This window comes from Pseudohongiella sp., assembly GCF_040877505.1.
Taxonomy (GTDB): Bacteria; Pseudomonadota; Gammaproteobacteria; order Pseudomonadales; family Pseudohongiellaceae; genus Pseudohongiella.
In genome coordinates, this window is sequence record NZ_JBBDNQ010000032.1 from 121,893 (window position 1) to 140,185 (window position 18,293).

Genomic DNA, 18,293 nt, shown 5'->3' on the forward strand with positions numbered 1-18,293 from the left:
TTGAAGCGGCGATGCAGCTTGCAGCACGGCAGCCATTACTGGCCGGTGATGCCGTTGCGTATATTCTGACGCACAGAGTTGCTGACCTCGCCGGCGACCTCTGCACCTACCGCAGAGTTTACGTTACCGCGTACATCGTCGCGAACAGTGTCGCGTACATTTTCACGCACACTTTCCCGTGCACTTCCCTGCACGTTGCCGCTGACTTCACTGCGCACCTGCTGGCTGACATTGCCTTCAACGTCTGCACGAACACTGTCGCGCACGGTGCGAGCAGTTTCTGATGTCACCTCGCCGCTGATGGCAGCGCCAATGTCCCCACGAAGTTCCTGCCGGGTTTCCGCGCCGACAGTTTCCTGGGCACTATCCTGAACGGCGCTGCGTGCGTCGCGTGCTGCATCGGCGGCAACACGTCCTGTCAGCCGGGCAGTGCCTTGAACTTCAGCGACCCCTTGCCGTGCCTCACTTCGCGCCCGGGCTGAAAATTCAGCGCTGGCGGCAATGGCGGCATCAGCCACGGATTCGCCATTCTCGCGCGCCCGTTGCACAGCCAGGGCGACAGCCGTGCCAGCGCCGGCACCAGCTTCAGCCGCAGCAGAGATAGCCGCTTCTGACACCGATTCGCCGTTTTCACGAGCCCGGGCAACCGCGTTGGATACGGACAGACTGAGATCGATGTCCTCTTCTGCGCCCGCCTCTGCATTGACATCTTCTTGCATCGACGCATCAACGTTGTCGTTAACACCGGTTTCTGCGGCGATGCTGGTGCTGGTTTCGACATCAGCAGACACGCTGGTCTGGACCTGCACGTCGGTATCGCCGGCGGTCTCGTCCTGAGCATACGACAACGGTGAAATAGTCATTGCGCAAGCAAGGGCGAGCATGGATGGTTTGAATATCTTTGAAACTGTGATCCTGGCCATTGTCAAAATCTCCTTTTTCGTGATTGACACCCCTTTAACGATGTCAGTGACCGATTTATTCCCTGCTGGCACAAAATGAGAAAATTTTTTGGTTTGCGGTGAAGTCATCAGGCACCGGGATGCTATAGTTGGGTGAAAGGGTTAAGGTTGGCCCGACAATTCAGAACGAACAGCGAATAACAAATAGCAAATATCAAATATTAAAAAAGAGTGTGGCTATGGATATCAGCAAGTTACTGACTTTTGCCGTACAAAACGGTGCTTCAGACCTGCATTTGACGGCGGGTATGCCACCAGTGATCCGGGTTGACGGTGACATCAGGCGCATCGACGGGCCCGAGCTGGATCACAAGACCGTGCATGCACTGATATATGAAATCATGACGGACAAACAGCGCAAGGATTTCGAAGAGTTTTTCGAGACCGATTTTTCCTTTGAAATGCCGGGTCTGGCGCGCTTCCGTGTGAATGCCTTTAATCAGAACCGTGGCGCGGCGGCGGTCTTCCGCACCATTCCGGCCGAGGTGATGACGATGGAGCAACTGGCCATGGGCAAGGTGTTTGAGCAGATCGCCAGCTTTCCGCGTGGCCTCGTCGTGGTGACCGGGCCCACGGGCTCGGGTAAAAGTACCACGCTGGCAGCAATGATGGATTACATCAACGACACTCGTTACGAACATATTCTGACGATTGAAGACCCGATCGAATTTGTCCACAAGAGCAAGAAGTGTCTGGTGAATCAGCGCGAAGTGCACCGGGATACCAAGGGTTTCAACGAGGCGCTGCGGTCGGCGCTGCGCGAAGATCCGGACATCATTCTGGTCGGTGAACTGCGTGACCTGGAAACTATCCGTCTGGCGCTGACCGCCGCCGAAACCGGGCACCTGGTATTTGCTACGCTACACACCACATCGGCAGCAAAAACGATTGACCGGATGATAGATGTATTTCCGGCTGGCGAAAAAAGCATGGTGCGATCCATGTTGTCGGAATCATTGCAGGCTGTGGTGTCACAGGCATTGCTGAAAAAGGTTGGTGGTGGCCGGGTGGCTGCTTTTGAAATCATGATGGGTACCCCGGCTATCCGTAACCTGATCCGGGAAGACAAGGTGGCGCAGATGTACTCGGCGATTCAGACCGGCTCCAATACGGGTATGCGGACACTGGATCAGCATCTCAAAGAGCTTGTGCAGGCGGGCATGGTGAGCAAGGACGATGCCCGCAGCAAGGCAAAAATGCCGGATGGTTTCCTCTAAGACCGGTGTGGCTTTAAACCGGTTAAGCGTTGGCAGCCGGTAAAACCGGTGTCAGGAAGTACCCGTTCAGCGCTGCAAACGATCCACTTTGTCGTTCAGCTCCCGGATCAGGCGCAGCATCTCTTCACGTTCATTGTGGGCACGCTGGTCCTGCTCCGCCTGGCGCAGAGATTCATCTTCGAAGTGACGCTCCTGCATGGTACTGACGATGATACCGATAAACAGGTTCAGCACCACAAATGCCGTCACCAGAACAAAACTGATGAAATACACCCAGGCGTAGGGATAGACCGCCATCACCGGACGGGATACGCCCTCTGACCAGCTTTCCAGGGTCATTACCTGGAACAGCGTGTACAGGGTACGGCCCAGGGTGCCGAAGTCATCGGGGAAGGCACCCGAGAATAGCTGCGTACCCATGACAGCAAAAATATAAAACACCATGCCCAGTAAAAACACGATCCAGCCGATGCTGGGCAAGGCCGCCAGCAAAGATTCGATGATCATGCGCAGGCGTTTGATTTTGGTCAGCAGGCGCAGTACCCGCAGAATGCGCAAAGCACGCAGAATGGCGAACGGGCCTGAGGCCGGCACCAGCGCAATGCCGACAATGACAAAATCGAATACATTCCAGCCACTGCGGAAAAAGCGTGGGCCCTGCGCAAACAGCTTGAGTGCGATCTCGATAACAAAGATCACCAACACAATCTGCTCGATTGCGCGCAGAGCACCACCGGCAACCCGCATCATGGTGGTCGATGTTTCCAGTCCAAGCGTAATGGCGTTAAAGATGATGATGCCGATGATGAAATTCTGCACCATCGGGCTGTCAATCCACTGCGCAATCCGTTGCCTCATTGTCAGGCCCATATAAAACCTCTGAAAATAACCTGTCGGCACGCGCTGCGCGTCAGGTATAAGACTCCATGGCCGGGCAGGCACAGAACAGATTGCGGTCGCCGTACACATTGTCGATGCGATTGACCGCAGGCCAGAACTTGTTGTCGCGCAGACCTTCGGCCGGGAACGCAGCTTCCTGTTTGCTGTAGGGCCGCTCCCAGCTCTCATCCATGATGTCGGCCAGGGTATGGGGCGCGTGCTTGAGCATGTTATTGTCCGCGTCCAGTTCCCCGGATTCAACCCGCGCGATTTCCCGGCGAATCGAGATCATGGCCTCAATGAAACGGTCAACCTCTTCCAGTGGTTCGCTTTCAGTGGGTTCGATCATCAGCGTGCCGGGCACCGGGAATGACATCGTTGGTGCATGGAAGCCGTAGTCCATCAGGCGTTTGGCAATGTCTTCTTCCGTGATGCCGGACGCTGCCTTTAACGGCCGGAGATCAATGATGCATTCGTGAGCGACCCGGCCATTCTGTCCGGTGTACAGAACCGGATAATGCCCGTCGAGCCGGTGTGCGATGTAATTGGCGCTGAGGATGGCAACCTGGGTTGCTTTCAGCAGACCGGCCGCGCCCATCATGCTGATATACATCCAGGAGATTGGCAGAATGCTGGCGCTGCCCCAGGGTGCGGCGGACACGGCACTGTTGCCTGCCTGCGGGCCGTCGAGTTTGACCACAGCGTGGTTTGATACAAAAGGCGCCAGATGTTGTTTTATCCCGATCGGACCCATGCCCGGGCCGCCGCCGCCATGCGGAATACAGAAAGTCTTGTGCAGGTTGACGTGTGAAACGTCGGCACCGATGTCGCCAGGCCGGGATACACCCACCTGGGCATTGAGATTGGCACCGTCCATATAGACCTGGCCGCCGTGGTCATGCACGATCTGACAGATCTCGCGCACGGCTTCTTCAAAGACGCCGTGGGTAGACGGGTAGGTAATCATCAGCGCGGCCAGCGTATCTTTGTGTTTCTCCGCTTTGGCACGCAGATCCTCAACGTCGATATTACCTTTGCTGTCGCAGGCGACCACCACGACCTTCATGCTCAGCATTTGTGCACTGGCCGGGTTGGTGCCGTGCGCCGAGCTTGGGATCAGGCACACGTTGCGCTGTGTTTCGCCTTTGCTGTCCAGATACTTGCGAATTGCAAGCAGGCCGGCATACTCACCCTGCGCGCCCGAGTTGGGCTGCATGCTGACGGCATCAAAGCCGCAGATCTCGGCCAGCATGGCTTCCAGTTCCTGGATCATCTGTACGTAACCGGTGACCTGTTCACGGGGCACAAACGGGTGCGGTTTGCTGAACGCTGGCCAGGTTATGGGCAGCATCTCTGCGGTGGCGTTCAGTTTCATGGTACACGAGCCCAGGGGAATCATGGCGTGTGCCAATGACAGGTCGCGGTTCTCCATACGCTTGAGGTAGCGCAGCATGTCGGTTTCGTTGTGATAACGATTAAAAATCGGGTGTTGCAGATAGGAGGATTGTCGTTGCAGCGCCGCCGGAATGCCCAGCTTGTTGTGCTCACTCAACTCCGCATCGACTGCCTCAGTGCTCAGGTCGGCAGCATCGGCGCCCAATATCACCTGCCACAGCACTTCAATGTCACTGACTGTTGTGCATTCGTCCAGGCTGATGCCAACGGTGGCATCGCCGGTTTGTGTGCGCAGATTGATGCCGTGTTCGGCTGCGCGCGCAAGCACGGCGCTGCGCTGATCGGCTGACAACTCGAGGGTCAGCGTATCAAAGAAGCTGGTGTTGCCTTTGATGCCTTTTTTGTAGAGGCCGCTTGCCAGAATCCGGGTCAGGCGATGAATGCGCAGCGCGATGCGACGCACACCTTCGGGACCATGGTACATGGCATACATGGCAGCGATATTGGCCAACAGTACCTGGGCTGTGCAGATGTTGCTGTTGGCTTTTTCACGGCGGATATGCTGCTCCCGGGTCTGCAGGGACATGCGATAGGCCTGCTTGCCGCGGGTATCGATGGAAACGCCGATAATACGGCCGGGTACGGCGCGTTTGTATTCATCCCGGGTGGCAAAATAGGCGGCGTGCGGGCCGCCAAAACCCATGGGAACGCCAAAGCGCTGAGTGTTGCCGACAACAACGTCTGCACCCATTTCCCCGGGTGCCGTCAGCAGCGCCATACTCATCAGGTCGGCAGCAACGCAGGCGATGGCCTGGTCAGCCTGCAGCGCCTTGATGATGTCCGTGAGATCTTCAATGTGACCATCAGCATCCGGGTATTGCAGGATGGCACCGAATACCGGGTGCGAAGCTGCCTCTTTTGCCGGACCGACAATCAGCTCAAAACCAAAACTGTCGGCGCGGGTGCGGATGACATCAATGGTCTGCGGCAGACAGCGCTGGTCCACAAAAAATGCGTTGGCGCTGCGTGCCTTGCTGACCCGTTTGGCGAGCGCCATGGCCTCTGCTGCGGCAGTGGCTTCGTCCAGCAGCGATGCATTGGCCAGCTCCATGCCGGTCAGGTCCAGCACCATCTGCTGGTATGTCAGCAGGGTTTCCAGACGCCCCTGGGAAATCTCGGGCTGGTAGGGCGTGTATGCCGTGTACCAGCCCGGGTTCTCAAGCACATTGCGCAAAATGACCGGTGGCGTCACCGTGTCGTAATAGCCCAGACCGATATAGGATCGGTGCAGGACATTTTGCTGCGCAAGTTGTTTGAGGCGATCCAGTGCCTGTTGTTCGCTGCGTGGTTCGGCGAGCGCCAGCGGACGGTTCAGCGCAATGCTGCCAGGCACGGTGGCGCGCGTCAGTTCGCTCAAAGAGCCATAACCGAGTGCGGCCAGCATGGTCCGGGTCTGCTGCTCATCAGGCCCGATGTGGCGGCCGATGAAGGTGTCGTTATCTTGCAGGGATCGCAGGGGCGTATTTATATTCATTCACACATTCCGGCGTATGTGTCCGCATCCAGCAGTTCTTCGATTTCACTCGGGTTGCTGGGCAGGATCCGGCACAGCCATCCATCGCTGTAGGGCGATGAATTCATGGTTTCCGGGGCATCGGTGAGGTCTTCATTGACGGCGATGATCTCACCCGAGACCGGTGCATAAATGTCCGACGCTGCTTTCACTGATTCAACAACGCTCATCTCGTCTTTGGCCGTCACAACAGCGCCTTCTTCGGGCAGTTCAATGAACACGATGTCACCCAGCAATTCCTGGGCGTGATCGGAAATGCCGATGGTCACACTGCCGTCTTCTTCAACGCGCACCCATTCATGGGTGGCAGCATATTTCAAATCATCAGGAAATTCGCTCACGGGTCTGTCCTCTTGTGTTTGGCATTGGATATTGGGTGTTTGGCATTGAAATTAAATAAAAACTTTTTTGCCCAGGCGCACAAAACCCGGTTTGACCAGGCGCACGGGCAGCAATTTACCGCGGATGTCGACCGCGCAGTGCTGAGTGTCAGCGGGGATTCTGGCCAGTGCAATACTGTGCTTCAATGTCGGCGAAAAAGTGCCGCTGGTAATGATCCCGTCCTCGGTGGAGCCGTTGCTCAGTGTGCACTCCACCCGCAAACCTTCGCGCAGAACGCCGCGTTCTTCCATCACCAGCCCCGCCAGCTTGGCTGGTTTGTCGGTTGACTTGCGTTGCTTTTCCAGCGCCTTGCGGCCGATGAAATCACGCTCGGCGGGCTCCCAGGCAATGGTCCAGCCCATATTGGCCGACAAGGGTGAAATGCTTTCATCCATATCGTGTCCGTACAGGTTCATGCCTGCTTCCAGGCGCAACGTGTCGCGAGCACCCAGGCCAATGGGTTTAACCCCGGCAGCCAGCAGTTGGTCCCATACCTGCGGGGCTTCCGCATTCGGCAGCATGATTTCAACGCCGTTCTCTCCGGTGTAGCCTGTGCGCGCGATACACCACGTATCCAGTTCTACGCTGCTGAAATTTTTCAGACCACTCACGCGTGCCGAATCGTCTGCTGAAAAGCGCTGGCTGACTACCTCCAGCACGATATCGATGGCCTGTGGTCCCTGCACTGCGAGTATGGCCAGCTCCGGCTGCTCAGTCAGGGTTACGGTGAAACCGGACTGCTGGCTTTGCATCCAGGCCAGGTCTTTTTCCCGCGTGGCGCAGTTGACGACCATACGGAAGCCCGAGGCCATGCGGTACACAATCAGGTCGTCGATGACACCGCCGTTTTCGTTCAGCATGCCGGTGTAGAGCGCATCACCTGTGTCTTTCAGTCGTGCAACATCGTTGGCCAGCAAGTAGCGCAGCCACGCTTCAGCATCCGGGCCGCTGATATCAACGATGGTCATATGGGACACATCGAATACCCCCGCCTTTTCCCGGACTGCGGTGTGTTCTTCGATCAGGGATTTATACTGGATCGGCATGTCCCAGCCGCCGAAATCAACGATTTTAGCACCTGATTCGAGGTGCTTGGCGTACAGTGCAGTCTGGTGTCCCACAGGCAGATATCCCCCGGCGCGGTATTGACGCGTGTTTCAGCATTGGAAAAGAGGGGTAGTTTACTGTCTGGCAGGGCGTTTTAACAGTGTGTCAGTCCAGTTGCGCCATAAAACGGCCACTGCGTGGACGAAATGCATGGTCACTGTCCATGGAAAAAACCACGGAGCTGGAGCGTCCTACAATCTGATCGCGGGGAATGAAGCTGTACAGGCGGCTGTCGGCGCTGTTGTCGCGATTGTCACCGAGCACAAAAAAGTGTTCGTCTGGCACCTGTGCCGGGCCGTAACTGCGGTTTGACCGGTTGGTGCCAGCCGCAGAAAGCAGCGCCTGATGGGTTTCATCAAACAGGTGCTCAACAACAACGGTGCCTTCGCGGTTTTCCGCAAGAATTTCGAAATCGATGATTTCGTCGTTAACGACCAGCAGGTTGTTGCGCATGTATACCGTGTCGCCGGGTTGTCCGATAATCCGTTTCACCAGCCTTTTTCCTGCAACTTCGGAGTCGATGATGACGATATCCCCTCGTGTGGGCTCAGCCAGCTCGAGCATGGAAATGCCGGTAAAGGGCAGTTTAACGTCGTAGGCCAGTTTGTTGACCCAGACCTTGTCGCCGTCGAGCAGGGTTGGCTGCATGGACCGACCGGATATTGAATTGAGATCAGCCACTGCGCTCTTGAAGCACAGAATGCTGGCCAGAATCAGCAGGAATTTTCGGTTTTCGCGCCAGAAGGCTGCAAAATACTGACTGGTTGATGACAGGAATTTCACGGGTAACACATTTCCCTATGGTTGGGCTGTGACGCCAAACGCCAACGTTAGCCGTAACATTGCCGTTGGTCAACGCCCGCAGACTGTTTGTGCTGTATTCGTGCGATAAATGACGTATATTTTGCGATATAGCTGCCACGATTAATCCTGTTAACGGACTGACCCTATGCCGTTGTCGTCCTTTCATCCCGCGTGCCGGGCCTGGTTTGAGCAGAATCTGGGCGCGCCTACACCCGCCCAGGCGCAGGCGTGGCCGACAATTCGGCAGGGCCGTCACACCCTGGTGGCAGCGCCGACCGGCAGCGGTAAAACCCTGGCTGCGTTCTATGCTGCTATTGATACGCTGGTGCAGGAGGCACAACAGGCGCCGCTGCCTGCGCAGACCCGTATCCTGTATGTGTCCCCTCTCAAGGCGCTGAGCAATGACATAGAGCGTAATCTGCAGGTGCCGCTGGCGGGCATCGAAGACGAACTGTTTTTGCAGGGCTGTCACCCGGCCGGTATCCGGGTTGCCGTGCGTTCCGGGGATACACCGCAGGCCGAACGGCAGAAAATGCTGAAGAATCCGCCGCACATACTGGTAACAACCCCCGAGTCACTCTATCTGTTGTTGACCAGCGTGCACGGTCGCAACATGTTGCGCGGGGTGACCTCGGTCATTATCGATGAAATTCACGCCATGCTGGGTGACAAACGTGGCTCGCATCTGGCGCTGTCAATGGAGCGCCTGCAGGCGTTGACCGGGCAGCCGGTGCAGCGTATCGGCCTGTCGGCGACACAGAAACCGATTGAGCTGGTGGCCTCCTACCTGACCGGCGCCGGCTCTCTATCCGGCGCGGCCGCTCTATCCGGCGCGGCCGCTGCTGGCGACTGTGTCATTGTTGACAGCGGTCACAATCGCAAGCGGGATATCCGTATTGAAGTCCCTTCTTCGCCGCTGTCTGCACTGATGAGTAATGATGTGTGGGGCGAGTTATACGAGCGCCTGGTGGAGTTGATCAACAGTCACCAGACTACCCTGGTGTTTGTCAACACACGGCGTTTGTCCGAGCGCCTGGCGTTGGCGCTGGCCGAGCGCCTGGAGGCCGACGATCTGGCGGGGGGCAGCGCCGCGGCGCTCAGTTCATCCGCGGGGCTCAAGTCAGCCGCGGAGCTTAATTCCAAAGCCAGGCTGGTCAGCTCTCACCATGGCAGCATGAGCAAGGAGCACCGACTGCGCGCCGAGCAACAGCTCAAGGCCGGCAAACTCAAGGTGCTGGTCGCCACCGCGTCCATGGAACTGGGTATTGATATTGGTGCCGTCGATCTGGTGGTGCAGTTTGCTTCCCCCAAGAGTATCGCCACTTTTTTGCAGCGTGTCGGGCGAAGCGGTCACTCAGTGGGCGGCACGCCAAAGGGCATCCTGTTTCCGTTAACGCGTGATGATCTGGCCGAGTGCACCGCGCTGGTGGACAGCATTCACCGGGGAGAGCTGGACAGGATTCTGATGCCAGAGGCGCCACTGGACATTCTTTCTCAGCAATTGGTAGCGGAACTGGCAGCGCGACAGGATGAAGATCCTGCCCCCCAGTCGCTTGATGATCTGTTTGCTCTGATGACGCGGGCCTGGCCATACCGTGACCTGCAGCGCACAGTATTTGACAATCTTGTGCAGATGCTGGGTGATGGTTACTCAACCCGGCTGGGTCGCAGGGGCGCCTGGCTACACCTGGATCGCATCAATCAGCGTGCCAGCGCCCGGCGTGGCGCGCGGCTGACCGCATTGACCAATGGCGGCGCGATTCCCGACATGTTTGATTACCAGGTGGTGCTCGATCCTGATGATACCGTGGTGGGTACGCTGAACGAAGATTTTGCACTGGAAACACTGCCCGGCGATATTTTCACGCTGGGCTCGCACAGCTGGCAGATGATGGGCGTCGACGGGTTGAAAGTGCGTGTGCGTGACGCTCACGGCCAGAAACCAACTGTGCCGTTCTGGTTCGGTGAGGCTGCCGGTCGCAGCCAGGAGCTGTCGTCAGCCGTGTCGCGCTTGCGTGAAACCATTGATCACTATCTCACCGACGAAGGCCCGCAACAGGCCGTGCTGTGGCTGACCGGGGAACTGGGTCTGCCGCAGGGCGCCGCCACCCAGCTGGTGGACTATCTGCATGCTGGCCGCAATGCCCTGCAGGTGATGCCGACACAAACCAGTATTGTCATGGAACGTTTTTTTGATGAAGTGGGCGACATGCATCTGGTGATACATGCGCCCTTTGGTAGCCGACTGAACAAGGCCTGGGGCCTGGCGTTGCGCAAACGCTTTTGCCGCACCTTCAATTTTGAACTGCAGGCCGCTGCCAACGAAGACAGTATTGTCATCTCGCTGGGGTCGGTACACAGTTTTCCGCTGGAGGAAGTGTTCGCTTACCTGCACAGCAATACGGTGACCGATGTACTGGTGCAGGCGCTGCTGGATGCGCCCATGTTTGAGGTGCGCTGGCGCTGGAATGCGACCCGCTCGCTCGCCATTCAGCGTAACCGCTCTGGCAAGCGCGTGCCGCCGCAATTCCAGCGCATGGACGCCGAAGATCTGGTGGCCCAGGTATTTCCCGACCAGTTGGCCTGCCAGGAAAACATTACCGGCAAGCGCGACATTCCCGATCACCCGCTGGTGCAGCAGACCATCCATGATTGCCTGACCGAAGCCATGGACATTGAAGGGTTGCTGGCGTTGTTGCGCGCGTTCGAGAGCAAGTCGCTGAACCTGGTGGCGCTGGATCTGCGTGAGCCATCACCCTTTGCCCAGGAAATCATCAACGCACGGCCCTACGCCTTCCTGGATGACGCGCCGTTCGAAGAGCGCCGCACCAATGCCATTCGCAACCGCAGCTGGGCGGATCCGGCCGAGACCGATGCCTACAGCCGCCTGGATGAAGCCGCGATAAGCCGTGTGCGCGAAGAAGCCTGGCCACTGATGCGTGACGCGGAAGAGATGCACGATGCGCTCTACTGCGCCGGTTTCATGACGGTGGATGAGGTGACACAAAAGAGTCATGTCGCCTTGTTTGAAACGCTGGTCAGCCAGGGCCGGGCCTGTCGCTTGCAGAGTGCCGGTCATTTTTTGAGTGCCGAACTGGTGCCGGTGTTCAGGGCCATTGATCCGGCGGCGGCCTTTACGCCTGAACTGAAACTGCCAGCGAGCCCGACTGATGTCATGCTGACACCCGAGGAGGCTGCGCAAACACTGATCCGAAGACGGCTTGATGTGCTCGGGCCGGTGAGCGTAGCGCAATTGCATGCTCAAAGCGGTTTGCCCCGCAGCCTGCTGGACCAGGCGCTGTTGAAACTTGAGGCAGAAGGCTTCGCCTTCAGGGGTCGTTTTACCCGAGACAGCATCGGGCGCACTGATGATGATTCGCTGCAGTGGTGTGAGCGTCGCCTGTTGCAACGTATTCATCGCTACACGCTGGATACGCACCGCGATGCCATCAAACCGGTGTCATTGCAGGCCTACACCCGTTTCCTGTTCGGGCTGCACGAGCTGCGTCAGCAGACCCTGACCCCGCGGCCGGTGCCATTGCCGTCGATGGCCGAAGGCCAGGCTTTGCTGCAGCGCACCCTGGAGCGGCTTGACGGCATGTCGGCCCCCGCATCGGCGTGGGAAGGTGAAATATTGCCCGCGCGGCTTGCCATGTATGACCCGACCTGGCTGGATATGTTATGTATCAGCGGTCGTATTGTCTGGGGTCGCTACACGCCGCCGGCGCAATTGACAGCAGTGCGTGCCGGCAGCCGGCGCAGTTCCGGTCCGGTCAAAGCCACGCCGATTACGGTTTCGTCGCGGGAGAATATGGTTTTATGGCAGCTGTTGTCGGCCACCAGCCCGGCGCAACCGGATCTGTCGTCTGGCGCGCAGCAGGCGTTTGATTATCTGCGTCAGCGCGGCGCCAGCTTTTTTGCCGAGATACGTCAGCACACGGGTTTGTTGCCGGCGCAATTGGAGCAGGCACTGGCCGAGCTGGTTGCCAATGGTCTGCTGACCAGTGACAGTTTTACCGGCCTGCGTGCATTGCTGACGCCCGAGTCGCGCAAACCGTCAACGCGCAACAGTTCGCGGCAACGATCCCGTCGCACCGGTTTCAGTATCGAGGAGGCCGGGCGCTGGTCCCTGATCGCGCCGGTTGATCCAGCAGACAGTCTGGACAGTGAGGAGATGGAAGCACTGGCCATGATCTATCTGCGGCGCTGGGGTGTGGTCAGCCGACAGATAATTGCGCGGGAATCAGCGGCGGCTGCCTGGCGTGAGCTGTTGCCGGTGCTGCGTCGTTTCGAGTTACGCGGTACTGTGCGTGGCGGGCGTTTTATTGAGGGCCTGGGCGGTGAACAGTTCACCCTGCCGGATACCGTGGCCCCGCTGCGCGAGTGTGGCCGCAAAGTGTCGGGTGACACGAATTATGAAGACGCGTTTTACTGCAGCCTGGCGGCCACTGACCCGGTCAACAACCTGCCGTTGTTTCTGCCGGATGTTAAACTGGCGCGTACCAACCGCAATCGCGTACTGTATCAGGATGGTATACCGCTGGTAGTATTGGATGGCGATACGGTGCGTTTTCTTCGCGATGTGCCGGCGCAGTATCGCTGGGCGCTGGAGCAACTGCTAAGACGCAACGACATGAATCCGAAACTCAGAAGCTACCTCGCCTGAATTGATTGTTATTGTTGACCTCAAGTAAGGAAATAGAAATGAAACCGTTGTCCGGAATGACCACTGTCCTATTGTTTCCGTTGTTAATGCTTTTTTGCAGTTCCAGTCTGACTGCACAGGCGCAATCTGCCGGGGCACAAGCGCCGTCCTCTATCGCAGCAGCAACAGAGGGTGCCGAGTTGCAGCAGGGGTATTTTGATTTCTATTACCAGGCTGCCACCGGTCAGATCCTGCTGGTGGTGGATCGCTGGGATGAAGAGTTTCTGTATGCCAATGCGCTGGCCACGGGCATCGGCTCCAATGACATCGGGCTGGACCGGGGGCAGGTCGGCGGCAGTCGTGTGGTCAAATTCGAACGACATGGCAACAAAGTGTTTCTCAAACATATCAACCTCGATTATCGGGCTGACTCGGACAGCGCGGCAGAACGCTTGTCGGTTGAAGAGGCGTTTGCCGAGTCCATCCTGGCCGGTTTTGAGGTTGAAGCATCAGACGGCGACAGTGTGCTGATTGATCTGACGGATTTTCTGCTCAGTGACATGCATGGCGTGGCCGGTGGTCTGGCACGTAGTCAACAGGGCAGCTACAGCATCGACAAACAGCGTTCTGCCATCTACATGGACAGAACCCGAAACTTTCCGCTGAATTCCGAGTTCGAAGCGCAACTCACATTTGCCGGTTCACAGCCCGGCGCCTGGGTGCGATCAGTAACGCCGACACCGGACAGCATAACCGTGCGTCAGCATCACTCCTTTGTGCAATTGCCCGACGCTGATTACCAGCCGCGGGCATTCCATCCGCAATCAGGGTACTGGTCGCGCAGTTACGAAGATTTTGCTGCGCCCATCAATGAAGATATGACGCAACGCTTCATTTCCCGGCATCGACTGGAAAAACGCAATCCGGAAGCGGCGCGCAGTGAAGCGGTGGAGCCGATTGTGTACTACCTGGATGCAGGCGTACCGGAGCCGGTGCGCACGGCCCTGCTTGACGGTGCCCGCTGGTGGAATGAGGCATTTGAGGCCATTGGTTATGACAATGCCTTTCAGGTCGAGATACTGCCGGACGATGCCGACCCCATGGATATTCGTTACAACGTGATTCAGTGGGTGCACCGGTCAACCAGAGGCTGGTCTTACGGGTCAAGTGTGACAGATCCGCGTACCGGTGAAATCATCAAGGGCAAGGTCACCCTGGGTTCCCTGCGCGTACGGCAGGACTACCGCATTGCGCAGGCGCTGATCGGGCTGGCACAGGAGGGTTCTGATGAGGCGATTCAGGAACTGGCGCTGTCGCGTATCCGGCAGCTGTCTGCGCACGAGGTCGGCCATACCCTGGGTATCGCACATAACTTCGCCGCCAGTGTCAATTCCCGCGCCTCTGTCATGGACTACCCGCATCCGGCACTGGAAATAAGCGATACCGGCGTGCTGGATGCCCTGAACGCTTACGATGTCGGGCTCGGGCAATGGGATTTCCAGGCGATCAAGTATGGTTATGCCGAATACGCCACACCTCTGGAGGAGGCGGTCGGTCTGGCAGCGACGTTGCAGGAGAGCAGGGACAACGGTCTGTATTTCATTTCCGACCGGGACAGCCGTGCGCCCGGCGGCGCCCATCCGCTGGCTCACCTGTGGGACAATGGCGCTGACCCGGTCAATGAACTGCAGCGGTTGCTGGATGTGCGTGCGGCAGCGTTGGGGCGTTTTGGTGCCGGGAATCTGCGCGCCGGGCAACCCTACGCCGAACTCGAAGAGATACTGGTGCCTCTGTATTTTTTGCACCGGTATCAGGTAGAGGCAGTGCACCGACTGGTGGGCGGAATGTATTATGAATATTCCGTTTACGATGGTGAGAGCGCGGAATCGGAGCAGGTCACACCAATTGCCGCAGCTGACCAGATGCGCGCGCTTGATGCATTGATGCAGACTCTGACGCCTGACGTACTGGCCGTGCCGCCGGAGATCCTGGCACTGATTCCGCCCAAACCCGTGGGTTATTCCCGCAACCGGGAAAGCTTTCCATTGCGCACCGCTCTCGGTCTGGATTTTGCCAGCATCGCCGAGACAGCGGCAGATCATACCGTAAGCGGCATTCTGCAGCCGGAGCGGCTGGCGCGTATCAACAATCTGCACAGCATCGACGCGCAATTGCCATCGGTGCATGATGTGCTGTCACGTCTGATATCGCAGAGCTGGCAGGGTGACCGTCCGTCCGGGCAGTCAGGCAGCGTGCAGCAGGCCGTCAACAATGTGGTGCTGTATCGCATGCTGGCGCTGGCGCGCAGCGATGATACCGACAACCAGGTCAAGGCGGCGCTCAATCTGGCGCTGCGCGACCTGGAAGGCTGGCTGGACGATGCCACTGATGACGTCCAGGAACAGGACTGGCGCGGGCACTATCGTCTGGCACTCGATGAACTGGAAAACTGGTTTGACCATAGCGCCGCGGACAGCCTGATGTCGGCACCACTGGCGATGCCGCCGGGCGCACCGATCTGACACTCTGTTTGTGGCCTGTCAGCGATTGCAGTGTGCTGCTTTTAACAAAAGGGCGGGTTAATAGAGAGGAAAACGCTTGAAATACATATTTGAATTACCCAGGGTCAGTTTGCCCGTTAAAGACCGCGAGCAGCAGTTTCCGGTGAACCGGGTTTTCTGCGTGGGCCGGAACTATGCCGAACACGCCAAAGAGATGGGCGCTGACCCGGACCGGGAGGCGCCATTCTTTTTCAGCAAACCGGCATCAGCGGTGTTTGTTCCCCAGGGGGAAGTGCCTTATCCGCCACGCACCGGTGATTTGCATCATGAAGCTGAACTGGTGGTGGCGCTGCATCGCGGCGGTCACTCGCTGACGGTGGCGGCTGCGCGCGATTGTGTGTTCGGTTATAGCGTCGGGATTGATTTTACCCGACGGGATTTGCAGGCGGAAGCCAAGAAACAGGGGCGCCCCTGGGATACTGCAAAAGGTTTTGACGCATCGGGGCCCATGTCGGAACTGGTGGCTGTTGAAGATTGTGGTTGGCTCGACAGAGGCGCCATAACACTTTCATTGAATGGTGAACAAAAGCAGCAAGGTGATCTGTCCGACATGATCTGGAAAGTGGAGGAAATTATCGCTGAACTGTCGACTTACTATACGCTGCAGGCCGGTGACATCATTTTCACCGGTACCCCGGCGGGTGTAGGCGCAGTAAACAGGGGTGATGTGGTAGATGCTGCCATTGCGGGCGCCGGCCAGCTCACATTCAGAATGGTTTGATCAATCGTCGCCGCTGGGCAGCGGTGGCAGGCCATCAAACCAGGCTTCCAGAATCAGGCGCGCGGCCAGCGCATCCACCGCGCCACTGGCTTCGCCGCGCAGCAGTTCGCCCCGTGCTTCAAACGAGGTCAGCCGCTCGTCAACTCCGAAGCAGGGTTTGTGCAGGCGTCCGTTCAGACGTTTGCCAAACTTGCGGGCACGCAGCAACAGTTCGCTGTCACTGTCGTCCATATTGAAGGGCAGGCCGACGACAAAAACGTCCGGCTGCCAGTTTTTCACCAGAGCGTCCAGCGCCGTCCAGTCCGGAATGCCGTCGCGCGCGGGAATAATGCCGATGGCCTGCGCGGTACCGGTCAGGCTTTGACCATAAGCCACACCAATACGTTTGGTACCAAAATCGAAGGCCAGTGCCTTCAGCGGCTTGATGTACTTTTGCGGATACCGGTCCATGTGTTGTCCTGTCAGGAGTGACCCGCCAGGGAGGCCAGTTGACTCATAGTGACACCGAGTATTGCCGCCGCCGCCGCGGCCTTGTTGTCATAGTCGGTGGAAAACAGCAAGTCAGTGTTGGCTGGCACAGTCAGCCAGACATTGTCGCTGATTTCCTGTTCAAGCTGGCCGGCCTCCCAGCCTGCGCAGCCCAGTGTGATCAGGTAACGCGCAGGCCCCCCGCCGTCAGCAATTTCCTGCAGAATGTCCCGCGACATGGACAGGCTGATGTCGTCATTGACGGGCAGGGTATAGTCCCATTCGGTGCCCGCTTCGTGCAGGATAAAACCTTTGTTTGTTTCGACCGGTCCGCCGGTCAGAATGCTGCTGTGCTGCACACGTGCCAAAAACTCATCTTTGATGGTGATACCAAGTTCTTCCATCAGGTCAGGTATCACCAGTTTTGAGGGTTGGTTCACAACCAGGCCAAGCGCGCCCTCGCTGTCATGTTTCCACAGATAAGTGACTGAGCCATTAAAATTGGGGTCGCGCAGATGTGGCATGGCGATCAGGAAATGGTTTTCCAGGCAGCTGGCACTGCCGGTGATATTTTCCCTGTGAGATACGTTGTCAGCGTCTGCTTCAAGACTCATTGCGTCGCATGCTCCCGTTGTTGCCAGGTGAGTTTGTCCAATGTGCCGCCCGTCAAGCGGCGTTGCTTTGACCGGTTCATCAATTACTGCTGAAGGAGTTGCCCGGGCGGAAGCGCCAGGTGCGTATGATTTCCAGAAGATCAATTTCGCCGCGCAACTCGGCAGGAAACTCATCAAACGGTGCAGCCATGCGCACGATATCTACCGCCGCCTGGTCCAGTACCTGCTGACCGGACCCTTGCAGCACACGAATCTCCTGCACACTGCCATCAGAGCGAATTGCCACCAGCATGCGCAGACTGCCAAAAATGCCATCCCGCCGGGCCTGTTGCGGGTAGTGTTCGTTGCCGACCAGTTCAATGCGTTTACGCCAATTGTCCAGGTACAGGGCATCATGCCTTTGCTGCGTTGAGGCCGAGGTAATTGTGTACCGGCGGGGCCGTTTGGCGTATTCCTGTTGCTGAACATCCAATTGCGCCTGCAGACTGGCGATGGCCAGCGAGATATCCTGTGGTGTTGAATGCTCGGATATCACGCGGCTGTCGCTGGGCTGAGCAGACTCCGTTTGCTGTCGCAGCAACTCATCGGCGTCAGTGCTGGTGACGATGCGGTTGTCCTGAGCCTGTTGTGCTGAAGCAGCTGGCGAAGGCACCGGTTGTACCTCTTGAATGAGTTCATCGTGGAACTGGGATTCTACCGGTGTCGCCGGGGCCACGGTGTCGTCGATCGAGCCGCTGCCCAACTGATTTTCCTGAGCAATGAAATCCGCCTGTTCCGGCGGCATGTCGCTGCGGTACTGCGCCAGCGTGATTTCAATAGCCGGCACGCTGCGGCTTTCGCTGAGAAAGCTGAAGCCTACCCCGGCAATGATGATGACATGCAGGCAGGCGGACAGAAAAATGGTGAAACCAAAGCGCTCTTTGGCCAACCCTGTATCCTGGTTAATGTTGTCTGGTGCCATCAAAG

General features: G+C 57.8%; 13 protein-coding genes. 4 read left to right on the forward strand and 9 right to left on the reverse strand.

The features are described from left to right. Positions 1 to 35 precede the first annotated feature (35 nt). Positions 36 to 923, reverse strand: coding sequence for a hypothetical protein (locus tag WD071_RS11790; RefSeq protein ID WP_368048581.1), 888 nt, complete (start codon positions 921 to 923; stop codon positions 36 to 38). Positions 924 to 1,141: 218 nt separating this feature from the next. On the opposite strand from WD071_RS11790, the gene WD071_RS11795 reads away from it, so the two are divergent. Next, positions 1,142 to 2,179: a type IV pilus twitching motility protein PilT gene (locus tag WD071_RS11795; protein WP_368048582.1), complete on the forward strand. Its 1,038-nt coding sequence runs from the start codon at positions 1,142 to 1,144 to the stop codon at positions 2,177 to 2,179. Between the two features lie 66 nt (positions 2,180 to 2,245). Here WD071_RS11795 and WD071_RS11800 read toward each other — a convergent pair whose 3' ends face one another. The 5 genes from WD071_RS11800 to lepB all read right to left on the reverse strand — a co-directional run bounded on the left by WD071_RS11800 (position 2,246) and on the right by lepB (position 8,297). Then, on the reverse strand, positions 2,246 to 3,037 hold the full coding sequence (locus tag WD071_RS11800) for an ion transporter (protein ID WP_368048583.1): 792 nt from the start codon (positions 3,035 to 3,037) through the stop codon (positions 2,246 to 2,248). 52 nt (positions 3,038 to 3,089) lie between these two features. Beyond that, complete coding sequence (gcvP, locus tag WD071_RS11805; RefSeq protein ID WP_368048584.1) at positions 3,090 to 5,987, reverse strand: aminomethyl-transferring glycine dehydrogenase; 2,898 nt, start codon at positions 5,985 to 5,987, stop codon at positions 3,090 to 3,092. Then, complete coding sequence (gene gcvH / locus WD071_RS11810; protein WP_368048585.1) at positions 5,984 to 6,367, reverse strand: glycine cleavage system protein GcvH; 384 nt, start codon at positions 6,365 to 6,367, stop codon at positions 5,984 to 5,986. Before gcvH ends, gcvP begins: the two co-directional genes overlap by 4 nt. A 51-nt stretch (positions 6,368 to 6,418) precedes the next feature. Continuing rightward, complete coding sequence (gcvT, locus tag WD071_RS11815; protein ID WP_368048586.1) at positions 6,419 to 7,528, reverse strand: glycine cleavage system aminomethyltransferase GcvT; 1,110 nt, start codon at positions 7,526 to 7,528, stop codon at positions 6,419 to 6,421. Between the two features lie 91 nt (positions 7,529 to 7,619). Next, on the reverse strand, positions 7,620 to 8,297 hold the full coding sequence (gene lepB / locus WD071_RS11820; RefSeq protein ID WP_368048587.1) for a signal peptidase I: 678 nt from the start codon (positions 8,295 to 8,297) through the stop codon (positions 7,620 to 7,622). Positions 8,298 to 8,463: 166 nt separating this feature from the next. Here lepB and WD071_RS11825 point away from each other — a divergent pair, with 166 nt between their 5' ends. The 3 genes from WD071_RS11825 to WD071_RS11835 all read left to right on the forward strand — a co-directional run bounded on the left by WD071_RS11825 (position 8,464) and on the right by WD071_RS11835 (position 16,245). Continuing rightward, positions 8,464 to 12,984: a crosslink repair DNA glycosylase YcaQ family protein gene (locus WD071_RS11825; RefSeq protein ID WP_368048588.1), complete on the forward strand. Its 4,521-nt coding sequence runs from the start codon at positions 8,464 to 8,466 to the stop codon at positions 12,982 to 12,984. 38 nt (positions 12,985 to 13,022) lie between these two features. After that, positions 13,023 to 15,485: a zinc-dependent metalloprotease gene (locus tag WD071_RS11830; protein WP_368048589.1), complete on the forward strand. Its 2,463-nt coding sequence runs from the start codon at positions 13,023 to 13,025 to the stop codon at positions 15,483 to 15,485. 76 nt (positions 15,486 to 15,561) lie between these two features. After that, positions 15,562 to 16,245 carry a fumarylacetoacetate hydrolase family protein gene (locus WD071_RS11835; RefSeq protein WP_368048590.1) on the forward strand — a complete coding sequence of 228 codons (684 nt, stop codon included), beginning with the start codon at positions 15,562 to 15,564 and terminating at the stop codon, positions 16,243 to 16,245. Here WD071_RS11835 and ruvX read toward each other — a convergent pair whose 3' ends face one another. The 3 genes from ruvX to WD071_RS11850 all read right to left on the reverse strand — a co-directional run bounded on the left by ruvX (position 16,246) and on the right by WD071_RS11850 (position 18,288). After that, positions 16,246 to 16,695: a Holliday junction resolvase RuvX gene (gene ruvX / locus WD071_RS11840; protein WP_368048591.1), complete on the reverse strand. Its 450-nt coding sequence runs from the start codon at positions 16,693 to 16,695 to the stop codon at positions 16,246 to 16,248. Between the two features lie 11 nt (positions 16,696 to 16,706). Then, a complete protein-coding gene (locus WD071_RS11845) occupies positions 16,707 to 17,327 on the reverse strand; it encodes a YqgE/AlgH family protein (RefSeq protein ID WP_368048592.1) in 621 nt (206 codons plus the stop codon). A 79-nt stretch (positions 17,328 to 17,406) separates the two neighbouring features. After that, a complete protein-coding gene (locus tag WD071_RS11850) occupies positions 17,407 to 18,288 on the reverse strand; it encodes an energy transducer TonB (RefSeq protein WP_368048593.1) in 882 nt (293 codons plus the stop codon). Positions 18,289 to 18,293: the final 5 nt, after the last annotated feature.

Bases quoted from the DNA above. Each gene is read 5' to 3' on its own strand.
- WD071_RS11795 (WP_368048582.1), top strand. From the start codon at position 1,142: ATGGATATCAGCAAGTTACTGACTTTTGCCGTACAAAACGGTGCTTCA.
- WD071_RS11800 (WP_368048583.1), bottom strand. From the start codon at position 3,037: ATGAGGCAACGGATTGCGCAGTGGATTGACAGCCCGATGGTGCAGAAT.
- WD071_RS11830 (WP_368048589.1), top strand. From the start codon at position 13,023: ATGAAACCGTTGTCCGGAATGACCACTGTCCTATTGTTTCCGTTGTTA.
- ruvX (WP_368048591.1), bottom strand. From the start codon at position 16,695: ATGGACCGGTATCCGCAAAAGTACATCAAGCCGCTGAAGGCACTGGCC.
- WD071_RS11825 (WP_368048588.1), top strand. From the start codon at position 8,464: ATGCCGTTGTCGTCCTTTCATCCCGCGTGCCGGGCCTGGTTTGAGCAG.
- WD071_RS11850 (WP_368048593.1), bottom strand. From the start codon at position 18,288: ATGGCACCAGACAACATTAACCAGGATACAGGGTTGGCCAAAGAGCGC.
- WD071_RS11845 (WP_368048592.1), bottom strand. From the start codon at position 17,327: ATGAGTCTTGAAGCAGACGCTGACAACGTATCTCACAGGGAAAATATC.
- gcvP (WP_368048584.1), bottom strand. From the start codon at position 5,987: ATGAATATAAATACGCCCCTGCGATCCCTGCAAGATAACGACACCTTC.
- WD071_RS11790 (WP_368048581.1), bottom strand. From the start codon at position 923: ATGGCCAGGATCACAGTTTCAAAGATATTCAAACCATCCATGCTCGCC.